17 protein-coding genes are annotated in these 18,560 nt (G+C 53.9%); 6 read left to right on the top strand and 11 right to left on the bottom strand.

Annotation, left to right across the window (positions count from 1 at the left end; translation table 11 throughout):
* Window positions 1–31 precede the first annotated feature (31 nt).
* From QOT07_RS15905 to QOT07_RS15895, 3 genes are all read right to left on the bottom strand, one after another.
* Window positions 32–1,039, bottom strand: a complete 1,008-nt coding sequence (locus QOT07_RS15905) for an NAD(P)H-quinone oxidoreductase (protein WP_112349552.1) — start codon at window positions 1,037–1,039, stop codon at window positions 32–34.
* Between the two features lie 159 nt (window positions 1,040–1,198).
* Window positions 1,199–1,408, bottom strand: a complete 210-nt coding sequence (locus tag QOT07_RS15900; RefSeq protein WP_012145776.1) for a hypothetical protein — start codon at window positions 1,406–1,408, stop codon at window positions 1,199–1,201.
* A 511-nt stretch (window positions 1,409–1,919) separates the two neighbouring features.
* Window positions 1,920–2,303, bottom strand: a complete 384-nt coding sequence (locus QOT07_RS15895; RefSeq protein WP_129938308.1) for a hypothetical protein — start codon at window positions 2,301–2,303, stop codon at window positions 1,920–1,922.
* Between the two features lie 153 nt (window positions 2,304–2,456).
* On the opposite strand from QOT07_RS15895, the gene QOT07_RS15890 reads away from it, so the two are divergent.
* From QOT07_RS15890 to dsrB, 3 genes are all read left to right on the top strand, one after another.
* Window positions 2,457–3,323, top strand: coding sequence for an ion transporter (locus QOT07_RS15890; protein WP_283603517.1), 867 nt, complete (start codon window positions 2,457–2,459; stop codon window positions 3,321–3,323).
* A 283-nt stretch (window positions 3,324–3,606) separates the two neighbouring features.
* The gene (gene cspE, locus QOT07_RS15885; RefSeq protein ID WP_004946278.1) at window positions 3,607–3,819 is read left to right on the top strand and encodes a transcription antiterminator/RNA stability regulator CspE; all 213 of its coding nucleotides are present in this window, start codon (window positions 3,607–3,609) and stop codon (window positions 3,817–3,819) included.
* A 345-nt stretch (window positions 3,820–4,164) separates the two neighbouring features.
* A complete protein-coding gene (gene dsrB / locus QOT07_RS15880; RefSeq protein WP_085117402.1) occupies window positions 4,165–4,365 on the top strand; it encodes a protein DsrB in 201 nt (66 codons plus the stop codon).
* A gap of 237 nt (window positions 4,366–4,602) precedes the next feature.
* On the opposite strand, the gene rcsA is transcribed toward dsrB, so the two are convergent.
* Together rcsA and QOT07_RS15870 are read right to left on the bottom strand one after the other, a co-directional pair.
* Window positions 4,603–5,232 (bottom strand): transcriptional regulator RcsA, encoded by a 630-nt coding sequence (rcsA, locus tag QOT07_RS15875; protein WP_099064726.1) that lies wholly within the window; start codon window positions 5,230–5,232, stop codon window positions 4,603–4,605.
* A 736-nt stretch (window positions 5,233–5,968) separates the two neighbouring features.
* On the bottom strand, window positions 5,969–7,384 hold the full coding sequence (locus tag QOT07_RS15870; RefSeq protein WP_283603516.1) for a pyridoxal phosphate-dependent decarboxylase family protein: 1,416 nt from the start codon (window positions 7,382–7,384) through the stop codon (window positions 5,969–5,971).
* A gap of 101 nt (window positions 7,385–7,485) precedes the next feature.
* On the opposite strand from QOT07_RS15870, the gene QOT07_RS15865 reads away from it, so the two are divergent.
* On the top strand, window positions 7,486–8,358 hold the full coding sequence (locus QOT07_RS15865; RefSeq protein ID WP_219016587.1) for a LysR substrate-binding domain-containing protein: 873 nt from the start codon (window positions 7,486–7,488) through the stop codon (window positions 8,356–8,358).
* 2 nt (window positions 8,359–8,360) lie between these two features.
* Here QOT07_RS15865 and QOT07_RS15860 read toward each other — a convergent pair whose 3' ends face one another.
* Complete coding sequence (locus QOT07_RS15860) at window positions 8,361–9,746, bottom strand: CoA transferase (RefSeq protein WP_283603515.1); 1,386 nt, start codon at window positions 9,744–9,746, stop codon at window positions 8,361–8,363.
* A 63-nt stretch (window positions 9,747–9,809) separates the two neighbouring features.
* Complete coding sequence (locus QOT07_RS15855; RefSeq protein WP_283603514.1) at window positions 9,810–11,993, bottom strand: glycoside hydrolase; 2,184 nt, start codon at window positions 11,991–11,993, stop codon at window positions 9,810–9,812.
* Between the two features lie 515 nt (window positions 11,994–12,508).
* Here QOT07_RS15855 and QOT07_RS15850 point away from each other — a divergent pair.
* Complete coding sequence (locus QOT07_RS15850; protein WP_283603513.1) at window positions 12,509–13,207, top strand: MgtC family protein; 699 nt, start codon at window positions 12,509–12,511, stop codon at window positions 13,205–13,207.
* Window positions 13,208–13,405: 198 nt separating this feature from the next.
* Window positions 13,406–16,105 carry a magnesium-translocating P-type ATPase gene (gene mgtA, locus QOT07_RS15845; RefSeq protein ID WP_283603512.1) on the top strand — a complete coding sequence of 900 codons (2,700 nt, stop codon included), beginning with the start codon at window positions 13,406–13,408 and terminating at the stop codon, window positions 16,103–16,105.
* Window positions 16,106–16,136: 31 nt separating this feature from the next.
* Here the strand turns inward: mgtA and QOT07_RS15840 are convergent, their stop codons facing one another.
* The 4 genes from QOT07_RS15840 to QOT07_RS15825 form a co-directional block, all read right to left on the bottom strand.
* Complete coding sequence (locus QOT07_RS15840; RefSeq protein ID WP_283603511.1) at window positions 16,137–16,910, bottom strand: DUF3307 domain-containing protein; 774 nt, start codon at window positions 16,908–16,910, stop codon at window positions 16,137–16,139.
* Window position 16,911: 1 nt separating this feature from the next.
* A complete protein-coding gene (locus QOT07_RS15835) occupies window positions 16,912–17,508 on the bottom strand; it encodes a SatD family protein (RefSeq protein WP_219016582.1) in 597 nt (198 codons plus the stop codon).
* 115 nt (window positions 17,509–17,623) lie between these two features.
* Window positions 17,624–18,088: a DMT family transporter gene (locus tag QOT07_RS15830; protein ID WP_261416578.1), complete on the bottom strand. Its 465-nt coding sequence runs from the start codon at window positions 18,086–18,088 to the stop codon at window positions 17,624–17,626.
* 5 nt (window positions 18,089–18,093) lie between these two features.
* Window positions 18,094–18,549, bottom strand: coding sequence for a DMT family transporter (locus QOT07_RS15825; RefSeq protein ID WP_219016581.1), 456 nt, complete (start codon window positions 18,547–18,549; stop codon window positions 18,094–18,096).
* Window positions 18,550–18,560 lie beyond the last annotated feature (11 nt).

The following is an 18,560-nucleotide window of genomic DNA, read 5'->3' as shown; positions in this document are numbered from 1 at the left end:
CCCCGCAGTGCAGGCTGCGGGGTATTCGGGTTTAGACAGTCAGCATGATTTTGCCAATATGCTGGCTGGACTCCATCAATGCATGGGCTTCGGCCGCCTGTTCCAGCGGGAAGGTTTTGAAGATCTGGGGTTTTAACGTTCCGCGTTCCAGCAGCGGCCAAACCTTCTGCAGCAAATCGGCGGCAATTTGCGCCTTATCTTCCACGCTACGCGCGCGCAGGGTGGAGCCGGTGTGGGTCAGGCGTTTGATCAGCAGCGGCATCAGGTTCAATTCCTTCACCACGCCGTTCTGGGTGCCGATTTGCACAATGCGGCCGTCCATCGCTGCTGCCTGATAGTTCTTCGCCACGTAGTCACCGGCAATCAGATCGACAATCACGTCGGCGCCCTTGCCGTTAGTGGCGCGTTGGGTCTGCTCAACAAAATCTTCGTTGCGGTAGTTAATCGACACATCGGCACCCAATGCCAGGCTGGCCTGGCGTTTTTCTTCGGAGCCGACGGTGGTGATCACCCGGGCGCAGAAGGCTTTAGCCAGCAGGGTTGCCACGGTGCCAATGCCGGAGGTGCCGCCGTGGATCAATACGGTTTCACCGGCCTTCAGATGCCCGCGTTGGAACACATTGACCCAGACGGTAAAGAAGGTTTCCGGGATTGCCGCCGCTTCAATCAGGCTAAAGCCCTCGGGGACCGGCAGTGCGTTGCTTTCATGGACCTTGCAGTATTCGGCATAACCGCCGCCGGCAATCAGGGCACACACCTTGTCGCCGATGGCATAATTTTGCACGCCTACGCCGGTGGCGACCACCACACCGGCGATCTCCAGACCAGGAATATCCGATGCGCCGGGTGGTGGCGCGTACTGACCCCGGCGTTGCAGCACGTCAGGACGGTTAACGCCGGCAGCGGCAACTTTCACCAGAATTTCTCCCTGTTGCAGGGTCGGCAGTGGCCTTTGGCTACTAACCAGAACCTCGGGTTCGCCAGGCTGGCTGATTTCGATGACTTTCATGGTGCTGGGCAGCGCTGGGTTGGCTGACATGGTGGTTCTCCTCAGTTGGCGTTCAGGCGCAGTAACCAGTGTAGGTAACCGCCTGCTGTAATTCATAATTTATCTTACAGAAATGCTGAGGGGAGAATGTGGATCATTGGGCGGTTTCAACACGGGGAAGTGGGGCGCCGCCGCAGGGGCGGCATGGGATTAATCGTTGGGCGGGATGCGAAAACCTTTTAGCGAGACGATAAAATGTTCTTTCCCTTTGGAGATTTTGGCACCGCGATCACACCACAGGCTGGCAAGCTGGAAAAAGTCGTCGCTGTCGATGTCATAAGCCAGTTCGATTTTCTTAGCCGTGCCGTAGCGGATCAGCTTTTCTGCTTCCTGGTGGTTTGTTGCTCTAATGGTAGTCATAACGAAATCCTTGGTATTGAGCCAGAGCGGATAATCGTCGACCATGATATGGCTGTATTGTGACAATTTTGTGATAAAAAAATGACAGAGCGTGGACTTGTGGCCTGGAGCATAGCGCCGATGCCATGCTCCAGTAACGCTTGCGTTAACGATCGTGTGGACGCAATAGGGTGCTTTTCTTCTGTGATTTAAAGTGCTTATACAACGCGAACCCTGAAATGCCGGCTAATGCGGCCAGCAAAAGTAGATATTCAGTCGCCATCTGACAACCCTCCGATAAAGCATGGCTAAGGAGCGGCTATTTGTGACAGTTATCACGTTATGCCGCAATGAGACCATTCTGTAAGAGGCCAGGTGACTGAAATTCAGAGATAAAAAAAGCGCCTATAGAGAGGCGCATAAAATATTGCAACACAGCTTGTTGTGTTCAGCACCAGGAGGAGTGGTGAACAGGTCGCCATTGTATGAATTGCACGCGGCGGCAGCTATAGGGATAACTCTTAAAGCGCCGCTACCACTGATAACCCATGCTCACGTTGTAATCAGGCTCCTGATCGGTGGAGTAGGGATCTGACTGGCGGCGGCGATCGGTTTTTTTCACCGGGCCAAGATTCGGGCCGTAATTAAGGGACGAATACGGCTTGGCGCGCGGACGGCTGCAGCCGGGATGATCACATTCCATATCAACGCGAAAACCGGTTTTGTCTTCGGTTTCTGACCACACCACCGGCGGCTTGGCGGCTTTTTTTTCTGGGCCAAGGGCGGTTTGCGGTGCGGGTGCCGGTTTGATGCTGGGCTCCGGTGCGGTGTAGGACAAGTCCAGCGCCTGGGCTGGGGTGCTCAGTATCAACAGAGCGGTGCAGCAGGACGCTGCCAGCGTATGCCATCTCAGCATGGTCAATCTCCCTTTATAGTTACGCAGCGCAACTATAAATCAGCCAGACGAGAATTACTATCATTTGTGCTTATTCATCGCTGGCGCGGGAGTTGGCGGCGTCAATGTTCAGGTCTACTCTATCAGTAACTTCTCTTTATAAGACATCGAACTATGACCACTGACACTGCGGCGTTGAGCCTACGCCAACGCAGCTATCGACTGCTGTTCGACAACCATTCCCGCAGCGGTCGCAGGATGGAGGCTTTTTGGGTCAGTACCGCGTTACTCAGTGTGGTGCTGTTGTTCCTCGAGCCGGGCGGTAGCGCTTTGTACGCTCCGGGCCAGCAAGCCATTTATCTTTTCTTTTGCACCGAGATTATTTTTACCGTTATTTTCACGTGCGAATATTTGCTCCGATTCTGGAGCACCCCATCCGATCAGCACTATGCCCGCAGTTTTTTCGGCGTTGTCGATTTATTGACGGTGTTACCGATGTATATCATCTGGCTGTACCCGCATATGACGGTAGAATTCGTCATGCTACTGCGAGTCGTGCGAATACTGCGGGTATTACGGGTGTTGAAGCTGCTGCGTTACATGAGTGAGATGGGCATGATCTGGCGCAGCATCAAGTTGGCGCGTCATAAGCTGGCGATGTTTTTTGGTTTTGTCGCCGTGGTGCTGTGTGTCTTTGGCGGCCTGATGTATGCGGTTGAGGGCGGGAGTGGGGGCTTTACCAGCCTGGCGGCCTCCGTCTATTGGGCGGTAGTGACACTGACCACCGTGGGATACGGTGATATTGTTCCTCATACCCCGTTGGGGCGGTTATTGACCTCGGTACTGATCCTGTTGGGTTACTCAATCATTGCGGTACCGACCGGCATTCTGACGGCTTATATGTCACAGGAGTTGCAACGCAACCGCGAAAGGCGAAATTGTGAGCAATGTCAACGAGGTGGCCACGAGACGGATTCTGCATTTTGTAAATTTTGCGGCAGCCTGCTCCCTCCGTTAACGGGGAAACATAGCCAGAAATGATTAAAAATCGAGCTAAGTGGTTTAAATCCTGCGCGTTTGGTCCCGTTTCCACCGAGGGGCTTATAAAAAGAGTTGCTATTAAAGTCCCATCGTGAGTTAATGCTTCTCGGCCTGTGGTACAGACCTATTTATGCACGACATTTTGAGTAAAGTAGTTCAAATTTAAAGCGTTATCCTAGATAGCACTTCACTGACGAATTTCCTTTCTAGTGCCTCCATAAGTAACTGATGACCGGCTATTTCTTGCCCATGGTGGCGTAAATTTAATATTGTAGGAATTAACATGTCTAACATGATCAAAGGTCAAGTGAAGTGGTTCAACGAGTCTAAAGGTTTCGGTTTCATCACTCCAGCAGACGGCAGCAAAGATGTGTTCGTACACTTCTCTGCTATCCAGGATCAAGGCTTCAAGACCCTGGCTGAAGGCCAGAACGTACAGTTCTCTATCGAGAACGGTGCTAAAGGTCCGTCAGCGGCTAACGTTACCGCTATCTAATCGGCCTCTCGCTGATTAATAAAAACCCGCCAAGGCGGGTTTTTTTGTGTCTGTCATTCGCCACAGGCAAAAAAAGCCCGCAAGTCTGCGGGCAAAAGTTCCTTGTTACTTCTTCATTTGCAGGTACTTCTCTGGGGGGAAGCACCAGGCAACAGACTACCCGTTGCGCGCTTAAGATTCTGCCGACAAAACGTTAAGAAAGTGAAAAAGCCGCATGCCGGATGGCCTGCTACGCTTGTAGGAAGGCGCTATGCAGGTGATCAGCGGATTAACTGGTGGTGCACGGTATTTTTCTCACCTCATTGTGTAATACACTGACATCAATGATAAATGATGGGGCAAGGCATGAAAGCTAACGATCTGGTAACGGTAAAAACTGACGGTGAGCAGCGACGCGAAGGAGTGATCCTGGCGGTGGAAGAGTTTAATGAGGGGATCATGTACCTGGTGTCCTTGCCAGACTATCCAGCCGGTGTCTGGTTCTTTAACGAGATAGACAGCCGTGACGGTACCTTTGTTGAGCTACGGCAGGCGGTACCCAAGTAACCTTGGGGGGAAACGGCAATACCTCTCCAGTACATTAATTTAATTCGCAAGGTTTACGGCAGGAAATTATTCCGTAGCGGTAGGAATAATCCATTTTTTACTGCGGGAATACCCGTCGCGGCCGAGAATTTCGTCGCGAGCAGGTATTTAGGTTATTTAAATGTGTGATATCCAGCACTATGGGCTGAACGACATTTAAAACCAACGTTTAGCAGAGTACACGACAAAGCAGTCCATCTAGCGGCTATTGACAAATATCCCACTGGTCAGCGTGTCGGTTAAACGGACAACATGGTAAATAATCTGCTTGTTGTGCGTTTTAATTTTTCTTTTGATATTTCCCTTATGGGAAGAGACCGTTTTCGCTTTAATTTGCATCTGGTCGGATATCTGGATGGTGCCCTGACCCGACATCCACATACGTAACATGTTGGACTCGGTTTGGCTCAGCGTAACGGGTGTCTGATCAAAAGAAGTTTTTTCAGTGCGGGGTACTTTTCTCTCCAGATAGTGACTAAGTAGTTGATTCATAGTCTCTGGTTTGATTGATTTCGACGAGATGATGACATTTTTACGAACATATAAATAATCGTCAAAATGTACGTTGGTAATAGCCATAAAGATGAAGAATAAAGTGTCAGGGTGCAGCGAAATCACCCCTTTTATACGTTCCGTCGCGTTCGCTTCGTGTATAAAACAGTCTTCATTAATAAATACCAGACTAGGCTTCAACTTGCTGCATTTTTCATGTAGATCGTCGATATCATTAATAGCATTAATCTGGCGTTTTTTTACTCCATGTGTTGTCAGGTAGTCTGTTAAACCTAATCTGGTATAGCTGCATGAATCCATAATGATCGTTGGCATATCTCACCCCCACTTAAATCCGTTTTACCGCGGTAACAAAAAGAAAAAGCCTGAAGCCTAAAAGGCAAAAAAGTACAAAAAAATCACGTATAGGAATGTTCTATCAATAAATACGGCGGTACTCAACGATATTTTCTTTCTAAACTAATTAGCAATGTGAACCTATAAGTTTAGCTTAAGTCAGAATAATCCGCTACCGCAGAGGTTTCGGGGCTGTAACGTCAATTGGTGCTTGAGCCGCGCGCCTGCTGGTATCTTTACCGTCGAATCTGTTCATCATGTCACGAAACGAAATTTTTGATTGCTAGGAAAATTCTTAAAAAAAATTCATGTGTTGTTTTTTTAACATTTTTTAGCCTGTTTCGTCATCAGTTTGAATGTTGAACAGTATGAATGATTTTATTTTTTATAATATTATCATTAATTTATGCTTTATTCGTTTGGTTCTGATAATGATAATTCTTTCATTCCTTATCACTTGTGATAATCAATAATCACATTAAGTTAACATTAGTTCGTTTTTTTGTTGCAAAAACCGGTCATATAACAACGAGTTGATGTAACTAATCGTGCTGTACTCACAGATGTGAAAAATGTCAGCGAGTGATTAATTGGTTTTTCTGAACTATTTAGTCACCACGAAAAGTTGTCTACTCTTGGTGGTGATAAAAGGTTTACATTTGCTGGCAGTAAAAAAACAGAGCGGCGTGTCTAAAGGCGCTCTTAACTTTTCCTGTCAGTGTGGTTCTGCAAGGCAGTGCTGCATCGATTCCAACGCCAGGTGAATATCGCTTTCTTGTGTCATCCAATTGACCAGCGCAGCCCGGATCCCCGGTTGCCCGTTATAAAGGGTAGGGGTACAGCGTACCACGCCGTGTCGATCGAGATGGGCGATAAAGCGATCGCGTGCAGCAACGGCATCTCCCTCAATGTTCTTCAGTGCAAAGCACACCACGTTCAGATTGGCCGGTGCCAGCAGGCGGAAACCCTCGCTGGCCGCCAGCGCTGCACCCAGCAGTTGCGCCAATTGAACATTGCGCTCAACCATGTCCTGCATGCCACTGCGGCCGTAGGCTTTCAGCGCCATCCACAACGGCAGGGCGCGGAAACGCCGTGAGTTTTCCGGCGTCAGGTGGAGATAGTTGTCTGGCCGCAGCGTCGGCGCTTCCAGATAAGCCGAATGGTTTTGAAAGACCTGCATCTGTAACGCCAGATGACGGCTGAATTGGATCGCGCTGTCGTAGGGCACATTCAACCATTTATGCGCATCGACGGTAATCGAGTCCGCCTGCTCCCAGCCGCTTAACCGGGGAGCATAGCGCGGTGAGCAGGCCGCCACGCCGCCAAAGGCCGCATCAACGTGTAACCAGAACGGGTAGCGTTCGCGCAGCGCCAGCAGGTGCGGCAGGTCGTCGAAGGTTACAGTGTTCACCGTTCCGGCGCTGGCCAGCACCAGGGTGGGAGCGCCGATGTTGGCGGCAAGATGTCTTTCCAACGCGACAGGGTCAATAGCTTCACTATCCGGCAGGCTGTCGATAATTTTCAAGGCGTCACGGCCAATGCCGAGCATGCTGAGCGCCTTTACGCTGCTGGAGTGTGCGTTTGCTGACAGCACCTGTACCGGACCCAATGCCGTCACTCCCTGTTCAGCGACATCAATACCGCGTTGCTGGCCCAGCCACTGGCGACCGATGGCCATGCCGACAAAGTTGGCCATGGTGGCCCCGCTGACAAAACTGCCGTTGTACACCTCCGGCAAACCCAGCAAATTTTTTAGCTGCGTAATGGTTGCCAGTTCGATTGCCGCGGCAACCGTATCGTGACTCAACTGACTGTTTTGGTCGATAGCGCTAACCAGCCAGTCTGCCGCCAATGCGGCCGGGGTTGAGCCGCCGGTAACAAAGCCAAAATAGCGTGGCCCGGCGCTGGCAGAGAGCCCCTCAGAATAGCGCAGCCAGAAATCGTCCAGTGCTGCCAGCGCACCGTCACCCTCATCGGCCAACCTGTCATCACCCGGCTGCAGTTGCTGTGAAGCCAGGGGAGGGCAAACCGGGCGCTGTTGCAGTCCGGCAAGAAAGCCCTCGGCCAAATGGCGGGTACGTTCGAGTATCTGTGGAAACTGGTCAAGATCCTGCTGTAAACGTGGGTGCATGGGTGACTCCGGTTATCAAAGGCTAAGGGTGACACCCTAGATCATTTGCTTTGCAACGAAAATCGATGAAAAATACCCCTTTTGGATAGCAGGGCTAACCAATGTTCAATGAACGTATTCCACTGCACATCCTGCCAACCTTTGTGATTGCCGCCCGGTTGGAAAATCTGCGCGCTACCGCCCAGCAGGTGCATCTTACCCATGGCGCCGTCAGCCAGCAGATCCAGCAGTTGGAACAGGCGATCGGCTGTCCGTTGTTTGAACGGCAGGGCCGTGGATTGCGTCTGAATACTGCCGGTCGTGAGTTGTTGGCGGTTGCAGAGCCGGCTCTGCAGGCGTTGCAGCAGGGCGTTAACCGGGTCAGGCGAATTGCACAAAGCCAGGCACTGCGCATCAGCGTACTGCCCTCTTTCGCGCATTACTGGTTGATGCCGCGCTTGCCGTCTTTTCACGCGGCCTGCGCCGATATTGCGCTGGATATTGATGCATCGCTGGCGGTGCAGGATTTGGTACGTAAAGGGTTCGACGCGGCCATTCGTCTTGGCAATGGTCAATGGACCGATATGCAGGCACAGCGTATTGCCTCCGGGGAGGTGGTGCCGGTGGCGACTCCGGCGTTGGCTCATCAGTGGCAGGTGGCTTTCAACAGTGGGGCGTCAGATGTGCCGCTGCTGGAACACGATGTTACGCCTTGGCGCAGTTGGTTCCCGGCGCATCAGCAACGAGATAAGGCTAGGCCATTGGCACTGTTCAATGACGCGGGATTATTGATCCGCGCCGCCGAACAGGGGTTTGGCATCGCGTTGGTGAAAAAGCTGTTGGTGAGCGATGCGTTGGCAGAAGGCCGATTGGTGGCACTGGCTCAGCCACGGCATCTGGATCAGGTGGATTTTTATCTGGTTTGGCCGCAGACCGCCGGGTTGACGCCGGCGGTGGAGGCGCTATTACACTGGTTGCAGCGCCAATTAGCCTGAGATCAGCGGCGTAGCCATTCGGGCTGCGAGCTGCCAAGGTGGGCTGCGGGCAGTGCCCAAAGCAGTGCAGTGCCGGTTAACTGCAGTGGTGGGAGCAGGCGCTGTGCTGGGCCCCAGTGGGTCTGTTCGGTTTCCAGGTTTTCATCTGCAGGAGTGACCGCCGCCAGCGGGGTCAACGGATAGTGTTGCGGATAGGGATGATCGGACAACAGTTGTGCCGTTCGTGCCAGAGACAGCCGGGCGCTGTAGCCGGTACCCTGTTGCAGGCGTTGGCGTAGACCGTGCAGAACCGCCGTCGCCATCAGATAGCCGGTGGCATGATCCAGTGCCTGTACCGGCAGCGGCACCGGAATGGCGGCATTTTTCCATGCCATACCCGACTCTGCCAGGCCGCAGCTCATTTGTACCAGGCTGTCGAAACCGCGCCGTCCTCGCCACGGGCCGCTCCAGCCATAGGCGTTCAGGCAAACGTCGATCAATCCCGGCGACAGCGCGCGTCGCTGCTCAGCACCATAACCCAACTTTTCCAGCGCGCCGGCGCGGTAGCCGTGAACGATAACGTCGGCGTTTTTCAGTAAATGTTCAAAGGTGTGGCGATCGTGAGCATTCGCCAGGTTCAAGCGCGCACAGCGCTTGCCGAGGATCACTTCATGTTCGACGCCGGGTTCATCCCAACCGTAAGGATCAATACGTAATACGTCGGCACCCAGCCCGGCAAGAAAACGGGTGGCTACCGGTCCGGCGATAATTCGCGTCAGATCCAGCACGCGGACGCCGTGCAGCGGTCTGGCTGGGGGGAGTGTCCAGCCGGCGGGGGGCGCTTCCGCTTGCTGCAGCTGATGGATCAGTGGCTCCAGCGCAACGCTCTTGCCCTGAATATGTTGCCGCCATGCTTCGACTGAACGCATTTCTGCCGCACAGCCGCCGGCCTCTATGACTGCCTGCTCCAGTTGGCCTTTTTTCCACGTCTGCACCTTTTGCGCCAGTAGGTTTTTATCCTGATGCGGGCCCAGTACCTGTTCTACGGCTTTGCGGTGATGGGGGGCATTGGTATGCAGACGGATCCAGCCGTCACGGGTAGCGTAGTCACCCGCCAGCGCGTCCCAGGCGGCTGGTAATGGCCACCCCAGTGGTCGCAATGTCCAGCCAAACCACAGCGATGCCAATCGACTATCGACAAACACCTGCGGCACACCGCCCTGATTTTGTTGCAGCAGTTGGGCACAGGCCAGCCCGGCAGCACTCCAGCAGGCGGTTGCCAGTTCGGTGACCGGGAATGCGCTGTTCAGAGCGCCTTCACCGCTGATGGTCAACGGGATCGCAGGGATTGCGCTGTGGCCGAGGCTTTGCCCGATCTCTGTCAGCAGTGTTTGAGTAAGGCTATCCATCATCAACTCCAGGTTGCCGGTCGGGGAGACTGTGTCTAGCCTAGTTCACCCCGACTGGAGTTGCTATGGCGTGATGTTGAGGATGCGACCGTCCGCCAGTTTGGCACGCAGGCTATGGGCAGCGATGCCGTCGAATGCTTGTTGGCCAAAGTTGGCCGTCAGGATTGAGCCATCGCTGAACGTGGTTTGCTGCACCCATCCAGCCTGATCTCGCCAACGGAAATCGGTCAGCGCCTTATCCCATAGAGCCTGATGCAACGGACGGAAGGCGGCATCAGCCTGTTTAATGTGTGGCAAACGTGCCTGAAGAGTAGCGCGGCTGAGATGGAACATCGGTGCGGTGTTGTACAGTTGGCTTAACAGGCTGCGGGTGGTTTTAACGTCGCTGAATTTCAGATTATCGTAATTCCAGTGGTGGCTGCTGATTACCGCGTCGTGAAACACCGCCTGATACATGGGCAGGCGATAACGCGGATCGAACTCCACGGTGCGATAAGGTTCTTTTACCTTGGCCGGGCTGAAGAAGAAGGCTGGCTGGGCGTTGGGCCACCAGGCACCCAGATAATAAGGCGAGGATTTATCCTGATGCATCTGCTTATCACCCCAGCCAAAACCCCAGGTTTCCATGCCATGGGCAAACATGATGTGGCGTGCGGTTACCGCATTGCCATCCTCAGAGCCGAGTGGCAGTTTAAGCGTATTGCTGAACCAGGCCAGACGAGCATTGCGGGCCTGTGCCATCTGCGCTGCACCGGTTGGGTGCCCGGGTTGATAGTCGTCGGAGACCATCCCGGTGCCATCAACGTCAAGGAACAGGCTGTTTAGCCCGGCTAACTGCACCAGTTCGCGCATGCGTTGCTGAGAATAAGGCAGCACGCAACCCGGATTCAGGTAGTAGCCCTGCTTGCCGAAACCGGGTTTTTTACTGCCGTCAGCGCGCACGATGGCGCATTCCTCACGCAGCGTCGTCGGCAGTTGGGCCGTCAGCCAGCTGTCATTGACCCCACGTGGAATAGCGGTGTCATAAGAGTCGTAGCTGGCGATCAGATACCCCGATTTTTTGGCACTTTCTACAGCCTGTGGGTGCAGGAACTCGGCGGTCCAGTTGTCGGTACCCAACCACAGACGGGGCAGGCCGGCCTGGTGCAGCGCCTCGACCAGCGGTTTTGCCAACCCCTGACCCCAGCTATCCGCCGGTGCGAGGTAATTGCCAAGCTGTCGCTGTGCCCATTCCCTGACGTGAGTGGCCTGTTGGCGTTGTGCCTGCAGGAAATCGGCATCATCCGGTGTCGCCTTGAGCGGCGTCAGCGCCACCAATGCCTGATTAATCGCGTCAACGAGTGCTTGCTGTTGCCAGGATTCTGGTATTTTTCCTGCCAGTTTTTGCACGGTTTTCTGGCTATCGGCGTCCATTTTTTGCCACAGGACCTCGCCGGTTGGCGATACCAGCCAGGCAAGCAGCCCCGGCCAATTCTTCACGTCGGCCGGTGCCAACAGCTTGTCGCCCCACAGATAAATATGCGTGGCACCAATCAGTTTCTCACCCTCTGGCGCGATACGGATTTTATCGCGCAGGCTGCTGAACTGACCGCTTTGCTGCAAATATTCGCGATAACGGCGAGCCCCGGACAGCGGGGTATCTCCCACGTGCAGCAAGACCTCGAAGGCCTGCTGTTGATTAAAACGGTTGAACTGATGGCTGCTGCGCATAGTGAGGCGATCTTTGGCGCTGGCGAAGCTGACCTGATTACTGAATGGGGTAAGCAATAACCAGCTGTATACCTTGCCCTGTTGTTGTTGGCTCCACAGCGGCAGTTTCAGATCCCAGTTGGTGTCCAGCGGCGTCATCTCTTTTACCAGGTAGTGCTGCCAGACGGTGTTATCTAATGGAATGCGGCTGCCTTCGCCAATCGGTAACAGCAGAGTGGCCGTCTGTGGCGGCAGGGTGAACCAGTCCAGCGTTTGCGCCCGGCTGCTGCTGAAACTCAGGCGTAGATCGCCGCCTTCCAGCCTGGCGGTGATCTGCATGTCACTATTGGGCCATTGCCAGCTTGCCTGGGTGAGCGTGCTCTGCAGACCCGCCACGGCTTGCTTGCTCTGCGCCTGGTTGGCCAGGATGTTATCGGTGGTTACCTGTAACGTGGCAGGATCAATGTTGAAACGGGCTTCTCCCTGCTGTAAAAGCAGGGCCTGAGCAGGGAAACCGGCAAGCAGGGCGAGGCTGAAGGAGAGGCGAAGCGTGTTCATCTAATAGGTTGTCCTTAGGGATGATTGTCCTGCTGAGATTTCATTTTATCGGTAATTAACGGACTGCCCAATGCTAAATATCTATAATCGTGTGCCGCTTCAAATATACGGAATTACTGAGTTTAATTTCCGTTTAATAAATTCGCCTTTACATCATCACCCCACGTCACTATACTCAGCCAAAATTTCAGTGAGGAAACACAATTGGACAGTTTTAGTTGCAGTGATATAAACAAGGCAAGCTGACCAATCCTCTTCTGATTTGTTGCTTGCCGAAAACGGCGGGCAGCACCCCTCTCAAGTTATTCCGAGCTGTGCAAACCCGAATCTTATTGTTGTCCCTGCTGCCTAATGGCATCGGGTGAATTTATTTGGACGCTATTATGGCCATTTTCAGCCACAGCCTATTCCCTCCAGGCACTGATACGCTCAACCGCTGATCTATTATCAGCGCGATTTCGCGTGTGCTAAAAAGCACATGATTTTATCTCCTGCAGTTATTTAAGGGGAAAGTCATGGCTATGACTCCTTTTGTTTTAAATTTATTACTGGCGATGAGCCTGGGCGCAGTTATTGGCGCTGAACGGCAGTGGCGCCAGCGTATGGCCGGCCTGCGAACCAATGCGTTGGTGGCCACCGGTGCGGCGGTGTTTATTCTCAGTTCCATGTCTACCGATCCTTCCAGCGCCGGGCGGGTTGCCGCACAAATTGTCTCCGGTATCGGCTTTTTGGGGGCCGGGGTCATCATGCGTGAAGGGCTGAATATTCGCGGTTTGAATACCGCCGCTACGTTGTGGTGCTCGGCGGCAATTGGCGTGCTGTGCGGCCTGGGTGAGTATTGGAATGCAGTGTTGGCGACGCTGGTGATCCTGTGCGCGAATATCCTGCTGCGTGAAGCGGCGCAGCGCATCAATCTGCAACCCCAGCAACAGGCAACCGATCTGGAGGTTTGCTACCGCATTCAGGTTACCTGCGGCGAGCAGGATGAAATACTGGTACGAACCCTGATATTGCAGGCGCTGAATGGCGTGGCATTAAGATTACAATCCCTGCGCAGTGCAGATATTTCCATTCCGGGTCAACTCGAGGTTTGTGCAGAAATAACTGCAAACCCCTCAGTCCAAAAGGAAATAGAGGGCATTGTCTGCCGCGTCAGTCTGGAAAAGAGCGTTAGCGCGGTACGCTGGCGTATCGTTTCTGAATTACCCGTTTAAGTATTGATTAATATTCACTGTATTCAGTGATAAGGAGGCGTCATGGACGGTGACCCCGAAAGCTTAATGACTCAGCGTATCTGGCGCGTAAATAAAGCGCGTTAATTACGCCAATAAAATAAATTCCACTCTGTGCTTATTCACCTGTTAATCGGGCGGGGTAACCCTGTGCGCAGAGTAAAATAAGAGAATAGCGTTATGACTTATATTAACGAAACCGTACGTCGTCGTGATAAAAAAGCGACGTCTTATGCCATCGCCCAAGAGGCGAAAAACAGCGTTGATCAAACGCTGGCCAATTTAAAATGTAACCGCAATGGCTTAACTCAGGACGATGCGGTCGAACGTCTGGAGCAGTTTGGTGTTAATCAGGTCGCTCATGAGAAAGCGCCACACGCGCTGGTGCAGCTAATCGCTGCATTTAATAACCCGTTTATCTTTGTGCTGATGGTGCTGGCTGCGATCAGTTTCTTTACCGACTACTGGTTGCCCGCTCAGCGTGGTGAAGAAACTGAACTTACCGGCGTGATCATCATACTGTTGATGGTGTCACTCAGTGGGTTACTGCGTTTTTGGCAGGAATACCGAACCAACAAAGCGGCTGAAACGCTGAAATCCATGGTGCGCACCACCGCCACGGTCCTGCGGCGCAGCAGCTACAGCGCGCAGCCGTTGACGCTGGAAGTACCGATCCGCGAGTTGGTGCCGGGCGATATTATTAAGCTCTCTGCCGGCGATATGATACCGGCGGACGTGCGTTTGCTGGCCTCACGCGATTTGTTTATCAGTCAGGCGATCCTCACCGGGGAGGCGATCCCGATCGAGAAATACGATGCGATGGGCAACGTCAGCCAAAAATCGAGCGAGGACGAAGTCTCCAGTGAGCATGCGCTGCTGGAATTGTCGAACATCTGCCTGATGGGCACCAACGTCGCCAGCGGGACGGCCACCGCGGTAGTTGTGGCGACCGGTGGCCACACCTATTTTGGTTCGCTGGCAAAGTCGATTGTCGGTTCCCGTTCGCAAACCGCGTTTGATCGCGGGGTGAACAGCGTCAGTTGGCTGCTGATCCGCTTTATGTTGGTGATGGTGCCCATCGTCTTGCTGATCAACGGGTTTACCAAAGGTGACTGGAGCGAAGCGGCGCTGTTTGCCCTGGCGGTTGCTGTCGGGCTGACGCCAGAGATGCTGCCGATGATCGTCAGTTCTAACCTGGCGAAGGGCGCTATTGCCATGTCACGGCGCAAAGTGGTGGTCAAACGGCTGAATGCCATTCAGAACTTTGGCGCGATGGACGTGCTGTGTACCGATAAAACCGGCACCTTGACTCAGGATCGCATCATCCTCGAACACCATCTGGACGTCAGCGGCGTCAGAGATAATGAGGTATTGCATCTGGCCTGGTTGAACAGCTTCCACCAGAGCGGGATGAAAAACCTGATGGATCAGGCGGTGATCCGCTTTGGGCGCGGCAAGCCGGGTATTGAAGCTTTGGGCCGCTTCAGCAAGGTTGATGAGCTCCCCTTTGATTTTGTACGTCGCCGTCTGTCAATTGTGGTGGCAGATGAAAACCACCAACAGCGCCTGATTTGCAAAGGGGCGGTGGAGGAAATGCTGGAAATCGCTACCCATATGCGTGAAGGGCAGCAGATTGTCCCGCTGGATCCGGCCCGGCGTGAGGCGCTGCAAGCGCTGGCCGCCCAGTACAATGAGGATGGTTTCCGCGTGTTGGTGTTGGCGACCCGCGAACTGGGGGAACAGAAAAACGCCTTGCCACTGAGCGTAGCCGATGAGCGCGATATGGTGATCCAGGGCGTACTGACGTTCCTCGATCCACCGAAAGAAAGTGCGCAAGAAGCGATAGCCGCCCTGCAGGAAAACGGCGTGGCAGTGAAGGTGTTGACCGGCGATAACCCGGTGATCACCTGCAAAATTTGCCGTGATGTTGGGCTGGAGCCCGGCGAGCCGCTTTCCGGTCCGCAAATTGCCGAGATGGACGACGTTACGCTGGCACGTGAGGTGGAACAGCGCACGGTGTTTACCAAACTGACACCGTTGCAGAAGTCGCGCGTGTTGAAGATGTTGCAGGCGAATGGCCATACCGTCGGTTTCCTCGGCGACGGTATTAACGATGCACCGGCGCTGCGCGATGCCGACGTGGGTATTTCCGTGGATACCGGTACCGATATCGCCAAGGAGTCGGCAGACATCATTTTGCTGGAAAAAAATCTGATGGTGCTGGAAGAGGGGGTGATCAAGGGACGTGAGACCTTCGGCAATATCATCAAATACCTGAACATGACTGCCAGCTCCAACTTCGGCAACGTGTTTTCGGTGTTGGTCGCCAGCGCATTTATTCCGTTCCTGCCGATGCTGGCGATCCACCTGCTGATCCAGAACCTGATGTACGATATTTCCCAGCTGTCGCTGCCATGGGACAAGATGGACAAAGAGTTCCTGCGTAAACCGCGCAAGTGGGATGCGAAAAACATTGGCCGCTTTATGCTGTGGATTGGGCCGACCTCGTCCATCTTCGATATCACTACCTATGCGCTGATGTGGTTCGTGTTTGCCGCCAACAGCGTAGAGCATCAGGCTTTGTTCCAGTCAGGGTGGTTTATTGAGGGGTTACTGTCGCAAACGCTGGTGGTACATATGTTGCGTACCCAGAAGATCCCGTTCATTCAGAGCACCGCCGCATTGCCGGTTCTGCTGACCACGATATTGGTGATGGCACTGGGTATCTATCTGCCGTTCTCACCGCTTGGCGCTTTGGTTGGGCTGCAGCCGCTGCCGTGGGAATACTTCCCATGGCTGGCCGGCACGTTGGTCAGCTACTGCGTAGTGGCTCAGTTGATGAAGCGTTTCTATATCCGTCGCTTCGGCGAGTGGTTGTAATTATTGCGGAAAAGGGCGGATAACTTCGCCCCTAGAGTAATTTTTTCACCAGCAGACCGAGCATGATGGTCAGCGTAAAAGAAAACAGCGTACCGAGCAGCACATACTCGGTACGCATTTTGTCATCACTCTGCCGCAAGTCGCCAAAGCGAAAGATCGACTTGGCCGCCAGCAAAAAACCGACCGCGGGTATCTGCCCGATCAGCACGAAAGTCAGGATCAGCGTCCTTTCCAGATAACCTATTTGTTTGCCCGCGCGTAACAGTGAATCGTTATCCGCTTTGGCCGAGGGCGACATCTGTGGCGTCCAGTGCGCCAGTAATTGGCCAATCAGAATGCCCATCGGCATATAAATCAATAAATAAGCCAACAGTACCAGCCCTGATTGCCAGCCGGTGACGGCGGCCGCCAGTGCGCTAAGCAGGCCGTGAGCGTTCGGCGTGAAAGACAGCCACAGCAGAACAATCACCGTCAGATGCAGGCCTTGATCGAGCAGAAAACCACTGGCCTGGCTGAGGCGCGTCAATAGAGTGACTTTCAGCAGATCGATCAGCCAGTGGCTGATGGCGATAACCGGCAGGGTGGCTAACACCTGAGAAGCGGACAGACCGCCATGCCACAGGGCAAAACCAGCCACGGCGCAGGCAGCCAGTATGCCGTGCAGCAAGGCGTGTACGAGCAGAAAGCGGGAACCAGCGCGGTGACGGATCTTATCCTCGACCCAACGAGGCGACTGTAGCGGAAAATCGGCAAGCAAGTGGACGATCAGCAACCAGACCAGCAACGGCGCGTAGCTCAAATCCATATCAGGTAATCCTGTTAATCGCGTTAATAAATCGCATGATTTCCTCGTAGGCCGCGCGTTTGAGCGTTGCGGAGACCGTGGAGGCGGCCTTCTGCAATTTTTCCGCCACCTCCTGGCTGGTGGTGGCGAAGATGCGCGCCTGGACGATCTGCGCTTCGGTCTGCGAGAGACGGCTAACCACATGATCTAACATTGGCAACAGATCGCTGACAATGGCATTTGTCTGGTCATTATCATTTTTCAGAGCCAGCCGGCAATTTTTCATCAGGCCGTCCAACGCCTGACCTGAATTCACAAAGGCGCTGCCATAGCCGGCGGTATCTGCCTGCGCAGTGCCCAGACCTACGGCGATGCGGGCATCCCAGTGTGGCGAGTCCATGGCTTTGAGCGCAATGCGGATATATACCGCCAGCAGCAAACCGGATTGCGGTTCCGCCACGGCCTGAAAGGCATCACCGCGGAAAATCTCGAACGCCTGAATAAGCTTAGCCTGTTGCAGTTGGCCAAGCAGGGCATTTAACTCGCTGATGTAGTGAGTGGTGTCTAACCGACGGGAGTTAACCAAATCGCCGGTGATTACGCTGACTTGTGCTGCCATGCCTTTTTCTGCTCTAAAGCGATGAATTATCCGTAAAGTTCGCATCTAAATACGAATATGTCAATTATTCGTATCTCAATGCGAATTTAATAGTTATTCGTCTCCAGAGGCGAAATTAGCCCAGTAATTTAATGCGCTCATGTATCAGCGTCATCAGGGGTTTTTCCATCCTGGCCAAATAGACACCCAGCAAGATCAGGCCCACGCCGAGTATCTGCAACCCGGCAGACCCATTACTGTCGCGCAGGCGGTCGATAACGACCCCTGCCAACATCTGGCCACTGATAATCAACAGTGCAGCGCGCAGGGTACCGAGACGCGGCAGCACATAGCTGTTCAGGGCGACAAACAGCGCGCCGATAAGCCCGCCAAGATAGGCTCCCCAGGGAGCCTGGCCAAAGGAGTCACCATTGAAGCCGCCGACCATTGCCAGCAGCAGGCTGAGGAACAGAAAACCGACGATGTGGTTGCAGAGTGAGGCCGAGAAAGCGCCGCGATCCAACGCCAGACGGCCGTTGACCGCGCGGCTGATGCTGATGCAAACGCCATTGAACAATGCGAGGAGTATCAAAGTGATCATGGGGATTATCTCAGGAAGATGAGCAGGGCGCAGCCGGAGAGGATCAGCAGCGTAGCAATAATGTCGTTGGCACTTAGACGGCGTTTCAGCACGCCAAACCAGCCGCAGCTGTCGGACAACATGCCAAATAAAACCTGGCCGGTGAGCATCAGTGCCAGACTGCCGGAAAGTGCCAGTGGGCTGTTAACGGTGATAGCCGCCAACACCACCGTCAGGGCACCGGGAATGCCGCCAAAATAGGCCCAACGGGGAACCGCGGCCGATGTCGAAGAAGACCCCGGGGCACGGCGACTCAGTAACAGCAAGAGTAGCCAGGCGGTGATTGCACCGACGCCATGGGCGACCCATGAAGCAAGCAGCGGAGAATTATAGCTGGCCAGCACGCTGTTGATGCTGATCATCAGGGCCAGCAATGCGCCGGCGACCAATGCCAGCAGGGGATGGGAAAAATGTTCGCGCATCTTGGTGTCCG

Origin of the sequence: Serratia proteamaculans, assembly GCF_949794035.1 — a bacterium.
Classification (GTDB): Bacteria; Pseudomonadota; Gammaproteobacteria; order Enterobacterales; family Enterobacteriaceae; genus Serratia; species Serratia proteamaculans.
The sequence above is the reverse complement of the archived record's forward strand: the minus strand, read 5'-3'. Positions and strand labels throughout refer to the sequence as shown.